The organism is Sabulibacter ruber, assembly GCF_017355955.1.
GTDB lineage: Bacteria > Bacteroidota > Bacteroidia > Cytophagales > Hymenobacteraceae > Nibribacter > Nibribacter ruber_A.
Genome location: NZ_JAFFID010000029.1, coordinates 1 through 433, shown reverse-complemented (window position 1 = coordinate 433; position 433 = coordinate 1). Strand labels below are relative to the sequence as shown.

Here is a 433-nt window from a genome sequence, read left to right as displayed (position 1 = left end):
CCCACCGGGGTGGCGACGATGGCCGTGTCGGAGAGGCCGAGCTTGGCACGGGCGTAGCTCAGGTAGTCCTGCGCCTGGTCCTGAGCGCCCCAGGCGCTGAAGGACTGGGCGGCGTTCAGGGCCGGCGTTACCGCTTCGCGGGTCTCCCGGTCGACCTGATGGCTGGCGACCTGCGCCTCGTTCAGCTGCGAGCCGAAGTCGGCGGCGAAGCCGGTGCCCGACAGCAGGGCGACGGTGGACAGGGCGGCGGCGGCGATTGTGGTGCGGATGGTCATTGGGGTTCTCCTTGGGTCTGTGCCCCGGTGGGGCTCTGGTTGGTGGCTGGCTCTCTGTGTGCCTGCCGTGACCCAAGAAGTACGTGTTTACGGTTTTCGGATAAACGCTCTCTTTAGAAAACGATTGTTGCTTTAATCAGGACAATTTTTGATCAGCC

General features: G+C 64.2%; 1 protein-coding gene. It reads right to left on the bottom strand.

The features are described from left to right. Positions 1–275: hypothetical protein (locus tag JT719_RS24305; protein WP_207436386.1), on the bottom strand; the 275-nt coding region annotated here is incomplete at its 3' end. Positions 276–433: the final 158 nt, after the last annotated feature.